Source organism: Pseudomonas sp. (assembly GCF_030690725.1).
Lineage (GTDB): Bacteria > Pseudomonadota > Gammaproteobacteria > Pseudomonadales > Pseudomonadaceae > Aquipseudomonas.
The window spans coordinates 1-5,319 of sequence record NZ_JAUYGD010000055.1; the positions used below are offsets into that span (position 1 = coordinate 1).

6 protein-coding genes are annotated in these 5,319 nt (G+C 54.4%); all 6 read right to left on the reverse strand.

What is annotated here, in order from left to right; all coding sequences use genetic code 11:
* Positions 1-440, reverse strand: a 440-nt coding sequence (locus Q8O69_RS14035; protein WP_305592931.1) for an OprD family outer membrane porin, incomplete at its 3' end; no start/stop codon positions are given.
* A 512-nt stretch (positions 441-952) separates the two neighbouring features.
* Positions 953-1,231, reverse strand: a complete 279-nt coding sequence (locus Q8O69_RS14040; protein WP_308219304.1) for a BPSL0761 family protein — start codon at positions 1,229-1,231, stop codon at positions 953-955.
* Positions 1,232-1,405: 174 nt separating this feature from the next.
* Positions 1,406-2,425, reverse strand: a complete 1,020-nt coding sequence (locus Q8O69_RS14045) for a nucleotidyl transferase AbiEii/AbiGii toxin family protein (protein WP_257776558.1) — start codon at positions 2,423-2,425, stop codon at positions 1,406-1,408.
* Entirely contained in the window at positions 2,395-3,018 is a 624-nt protein-coding gene (locus Q8O69_RS14050; protein ID WP_257776556.1) for a type IV toxin-antitoxin system AbiEi family antitoxin domain-containing protein, read from the reverse strand. Before Q8O69_RS14050 ends, Q8O69_RS14045 begins: the two co-directional genes overlap by 31 nt.
* A gap of 357 nt (positions 3,019-3,375) precedes the next feature.
* Positions 3,376-4,275, reverse strand: coding sequence for a LysR family transcriptional regulator (locus Q8O69_RS14055; RefSeq protein WP_090256319.1), 900 nt, complete (start codon positions 4,273-4,275; stop codon positions 3,376-3,378).
* Positions 4,276-4,488: 213 nt separating this feature from the next.
* Positions 4,489-5,319, reverse strand: an 831-nt coding sequence (locus Q8O69_RS14060; protein WP_305592933.1) for an OprD family outer membrane porin, incomplete at its 5' end; no start/stop codon positions are given.

A 5,319-nucleotide genomic window follows, 5' to 3' on the forward strand; every position in this document is an offset into this window, starting at 1 on the left:
GGTTGCAGCGTGCCCAGTTTCAGCACGCTGTTTGAGGCGCGCAGCTTCGCGGTTAAGCCCATCTCACCATATTCATCCTGCGCGGCACGAGGTGCTTCTTTATCGCGCTTGAGCAGGCCCGTGCCTGAGCGGTCGGCGCTGGAGTCCAGCTTGAGACCCAGCATGCCGATAGCGTCGATGCCAACACCGACGGTCCCTTCGGTGAACCCGGATTCGTAACGCAGCAGAAAGCCCTGGGCCCATTCTTCCTGTTTTGACTGGCTTGCTGAGTCTTGGCGGAAATCACGATTGAAATAGAAGTTGCGCGCTTCCAGACCAGCTTTGCTATCTGCCAAAAAATCAGCTGCCGCTGGTTGACTGAGACCGAGTCCTCCAGCGCTCAGCAGGAGCCCGCACGTGATTCGGTTAAGCCATTGAGAGTTGGGGGTAGCAATGAGCATGTAATTATCCTCGTCGAAAACATGTGTGGTAGACGAGGGGCAGGCTCGGGTGGATGCATTACACTTACACATACTTTTGATGACAATTTTATTTCGATGATTAGGGATCGAGTGGAAGCCTTACAGCGCGAGGGTTTCAATGCAGGAGCGGGAGTTTTTGTTTGTTTCAGCGAGATGACTTTTTGGTGAATTAACTGCTTGTGGACTACTCAGGTGTAGGGACTGCACCAACTTGAACACTGTGCTGGCCTAACCTGACACCTTGAACCCAAAAAGTCTGGACACCCTGCTGGTGAAATTGATACAGCATTTTTTATGAACACACGGATTTAACAAGGCGGAAGCGCGGGGCCAATCCGGAATTGTTAGCCGGACGCTTATCCCAGTTCGAGGCAGAAACTCGAAGGCTTGCCGGCGGCAGCTCAGAAAATGAACGCAGGTGCCTCAAAGTCGCATTGAAAAAAGTAAAGAATTGGAGCCGGCAGAGCCTACTGCTGGAGGTAGAAATCAATCTATTTCGTGGTTGAGCTTTCATCACAGAACAGCGGCTCAGCTGCTAACCAGCAGCCCAATGCCGGATGTAGAGGCTCATACTTGTCCGCCAACAAGGACAATTCCTCTCTCCGCCGCTCTTCAAGCTTGCCAGCTAGCCAGATATCAGCTGCTTCCGGGTAATGTCGTAGAAGGCGTTCAGCCTGGAGGCGTATGGATTCAGGCAGGGATGAATCCCTAGATAAGTCGCGCAAGAAGTCTCTTGTCTGCACCACGCTACGGGTGCGCTCATGAACCATGGTCACAGCAACTCTCCTAATTTTCCGCTGGGGGGAGACGGTTTCCCGTCAACGAGTCCTACGGCCCCGAGGGACAGTGTACTGAATGGAGAACGAGCGACCAAAATCAACCGCCTTGATCACTTCGATCCGCTTGTGACTGACAGCCTAATCTCCTTTGTGTGTCCGTAAGGGCTAGAGAGATCCACGTTGATTGATCTGCTTTTGGAGCGCCGATAGCTCATCGAGGATTTGCGTCATGGGATATACATGCCCGTTGAGCATGCCGGCCTCTTGCATGTTGAGGTAATCCTTTTCTAACAGAACCCGATTGTCGCCGTCAGGCAGCAGATTCAGTTCGCCAGCCAAGCAGCGCTCATAGTGCGTCGTCGCGCTCCTGTAGAACACGTTCTTGAGGTCGATCACATTCGCCAACAGTTCAAGATCGTTCATGGCCCGCTTGCCGATCCCATGCTGCGCCAGCATGGCAAGGTCATACCAATGACGGGAAATCCGCTCACGGCCTTCTGTGATTTGCTTGTTGCACTGGGCATGGATTAACGTCACCTTTTCCCAGAAAGTACGCTCCGGTGCCAATACTACAACTCCCTCGGCCCGTGGAAATGCCACGCCCTGAAACAACTCAGCAACGTCGGGCTGGATGGTGTGAACTGCGTTAGGGTCGATAATATTGCGACCACCGAACTCCACCAGCACGTAATCACGCATGTAGCCGCCCCGGTCTGCAACCCGTGACGGGTAGTAAACGTGCAGTTCCTCCCCATTCTCGCTGATACTAACTTCGCACTCGGCACCGCAGGCCAGCTTGGCTAGCTCGGATTTAAGATGCGGCTGTACCACCTCATGGGTATAACGCGATACCTCGACCTTGAGGGCGTCGCCAATCTGCGTACGCTGCCGACCGGACAGCTTGCTGAGTTCAGATAATGGGAGTTCGCAACCCAGTTGCCGATAGTCGATGGTCACGTCTACATCCTCAGAGAAACGCTTGATCACCGAGTAAACCTTCGATAACGAGGTGCCCCCTTTGAACGCCATCGCCTTGCGGTTTGGCGTTGCAAAGAGGTGCTGGAGTACGAGAGACAGCCAGATGTCCTTCTCGATCACACTGGGCGAGCGCCCGGTCTCCGTTGCGGCAACCCCTAGTAGTTCGCCTTGCTCAGTTACGGGTATGTCGAAGTAGGACTCAGGCACTCTGTTTCCTTAGCGGCAAGGCTCAATGCCGACCGCATCCATTCCGGCATCTTGCAGGCCCGGAGCTTGTTCAGTTCTTCACTGCTGAGCGCACTGGTGATCTTGGAAACCACCTGGGCGGATAGTCCCTCTTTGCCGATGTAATACAGAGCGATGAGCGCCATCCCGACCTTTGTGCCGGCATGCTGCAAGCGATTACTGGAGACGTGTTTGAGGCGTACCACCGCATTACCAACCTTGATTTCGCGACTCGAACCGCTGGTGTAATAGGTCGGAAGCACCTGCATTTGCGTGCTGAGGCCCAGCCTGCGAACGGCCTCTGCACCGTGCATCTGGATCGTCTCGCCGTTCGCCTTGGTGATGACTTCCATCACGGCCAACGGGCTCGGGCGAACCTTGCCAGTGTACTTGCTCAGCTTTGGACGCATGTAGACGCCGCGAGTGACGCGCTCCAGAGAGCCCGCATGCACCAGCCGCGAGAGTGCTTTATCAACCGACGCACGGGAGCCGACCTGCGCGAACACTGCGCCGGCAAAGGGTCTACCCTTTTGCATGTGCTTGATTCGATTCGAAATAGCTTCTGCGACGGACATAAGAGCCTCAAAAGGTCAGAAGAAATACAGATATTTCCTGACAGGTATGATTACTATAAAGCTTACACTGCGTGCTTTCCAGCTGATCAACAGGCGCAATACAAATAGCAGCGGTGTTTCTGACGAACACCATGCCCAGAACGAGCATAGACCCCGCTCTCACGCAGCTTCAAACAGCCCAATTCGACCTGCATCCACTGATGGATAGTAGCCCCGGACCACCTCATACCTCGCCCACTTGGAGTGGCAGACATCTTGATGCGGAACACTAGCAGCAGTGTGTTCATATTTTTCCGGCCCAAGGTATCAACGTTAGCCAGCAGAGCGTATTAAATCTCCCGGCCTCCACACTCAGGGCTACTGAGTGAACCAGTTGTGGCGATCTTCAAAGGCTTTGTAGATGAGCGACACCAGTGTCTGCACTTCTGATCGCTCTGCTGCCAGCGGGGACGTTGAAATCCAGACCACCCGTTCCAAGGCAGTCTCGAATAACTCGTCAAGGGGCAGCAGGTTACGGTCTACATGGGAGATGTAGCCAGGTAGCAGGCCAATGCAGGAGGAGTTACGCAGCAAGTCAACGACCCACTCTTGTGAATGCACTTGAATGACCGCACTTCGGCGCTGACGGATCAGCTGATTCCATGGTTCGAAACTGTCAACCGTTGCGTTTCCCGCGAGCTGTACCAGCATGAAATCTTTGAGGTCGGCTACAGAGCTCGGTAGGCGTTTACCTGCATAACGTTTGGCCATATGGGCACGATAGGGAATTCGTGCAAGCATCAATGGTTTAGTCATTGCAAAGCTTGGAGTCGGTCTTGCCGTGCCGGGATCGGTGATCCAAATCATGACCTCTGCCAGCCTCTCGGGCTCGCCCTCCTGTGGGATGATTTCTAGTCTCACGGCCGCGTCATTACGCAGCCAGGAGATCAAATCACGGGCCAGCAGGTCGGTGAGCAGTGACGTCGGCACCGCAAGACGTACCAGAGCTCGCTGGACACTGACGTCCTCTGGATGCAGGTCACCGAATTTCTGGGTCAGTAGTTGTTGTAATTCACGTCCTGTTGCGCTCAGGCTGAGCTCGCGTCCTTTATAAAGGAATAGCGGGGTACCTACAGTTGCCTCCAGCTTCCTGAGTTTTTTGCGCATCGGGACGATATGTAAGTTTAGGCTGCGTGCAGCCTGCCTAAAGCAGGCGCAGCGCGCGCTGGTCAAGAAGATCTGTGCTAGTTGGTGGTCGATGGTGAGAGGGTCGAACATGGGGGCGATCAAAGCTCGTGCCAAGCAAAATGCATGTACTTTGAGCTTAACGAGACGAACCTAACGCCAGGATCGCAACAGGATTACTTATTTGTAATCTGATGGAGGGAGGAGCTTTATGTTTGGGATTGAACTTCCAGCAGTATCACTTTATTAGCGCGGGCGGTTCTCAGCGCGGCACTCGACTACTAGCTCCGCGCTGAGGTTTGATGATTACAACAGCGGAAGTGTGTAGCTGACGATCAGGCGGTTCTCGTCAACGTCGTTGCCGAAGTTGGTTGAACGTAGTGTGGCGTTGCGCCATTTCACGCCCAGGTTTTTCAGTACGCCGTCCTGGAAGACATAGGCGATGTCAGTGTTGCGCTCCCACTCCTTACCATCGGCTTTGCCTGCGCCTAGATCAATATTGTCACCAGTCAGGTAACGGGTCATGAACGTCAAGCCAGGGATGCCAACGCTGGCAAAGTTGAAGTCATAGCGGGCCTGCCATGAAGTTTCGTCTTTGTTAGCGAAGTCGCCGATCTGTACATAGTTGACCAGGAACGGATCGGTGCCGTTGATGTAGGCGTAACCGGTGTCTCCGCTCATGCTCTGGTAACCAACGCCGAGTGCGTGGCCGCCAAAGGCATAGGTGAACATCGCCCCGAATGCCTTGTTGTCGACGTTGCTGTTGCCTTCGTCGGTGGAGCGAGCGTAGCGCAGATCAGTTTTCAGCGATTGTTTGTCACCTAGCGGCAAGGTGTGCAGGACCGTGAAAATATGCTGCTTGTAGAACTCGTCCAGATTGCCGTAGTTGTAGCCGGTGGCCAGGTTGCTGTTCCATTTGTAGGTCGCCCCGGCGAAGTTGAATTCATCGCTCGTCTGGGTTCCGCCGCCGCTGATAGCGCGGGCTGCGCCGCTGGCAATGCTGAGGTCTTCGCTATCGGATGAGTCGCGCTGACTTACTTGCTTGAGCTGGCCTGCATCGAAGGTAAGCCCGTCAATCTCCAGCGAATTCAGGTGCCCGCCTTGAAAGGTCTGTGGCAGCAGGCGCGAATCGTTTGC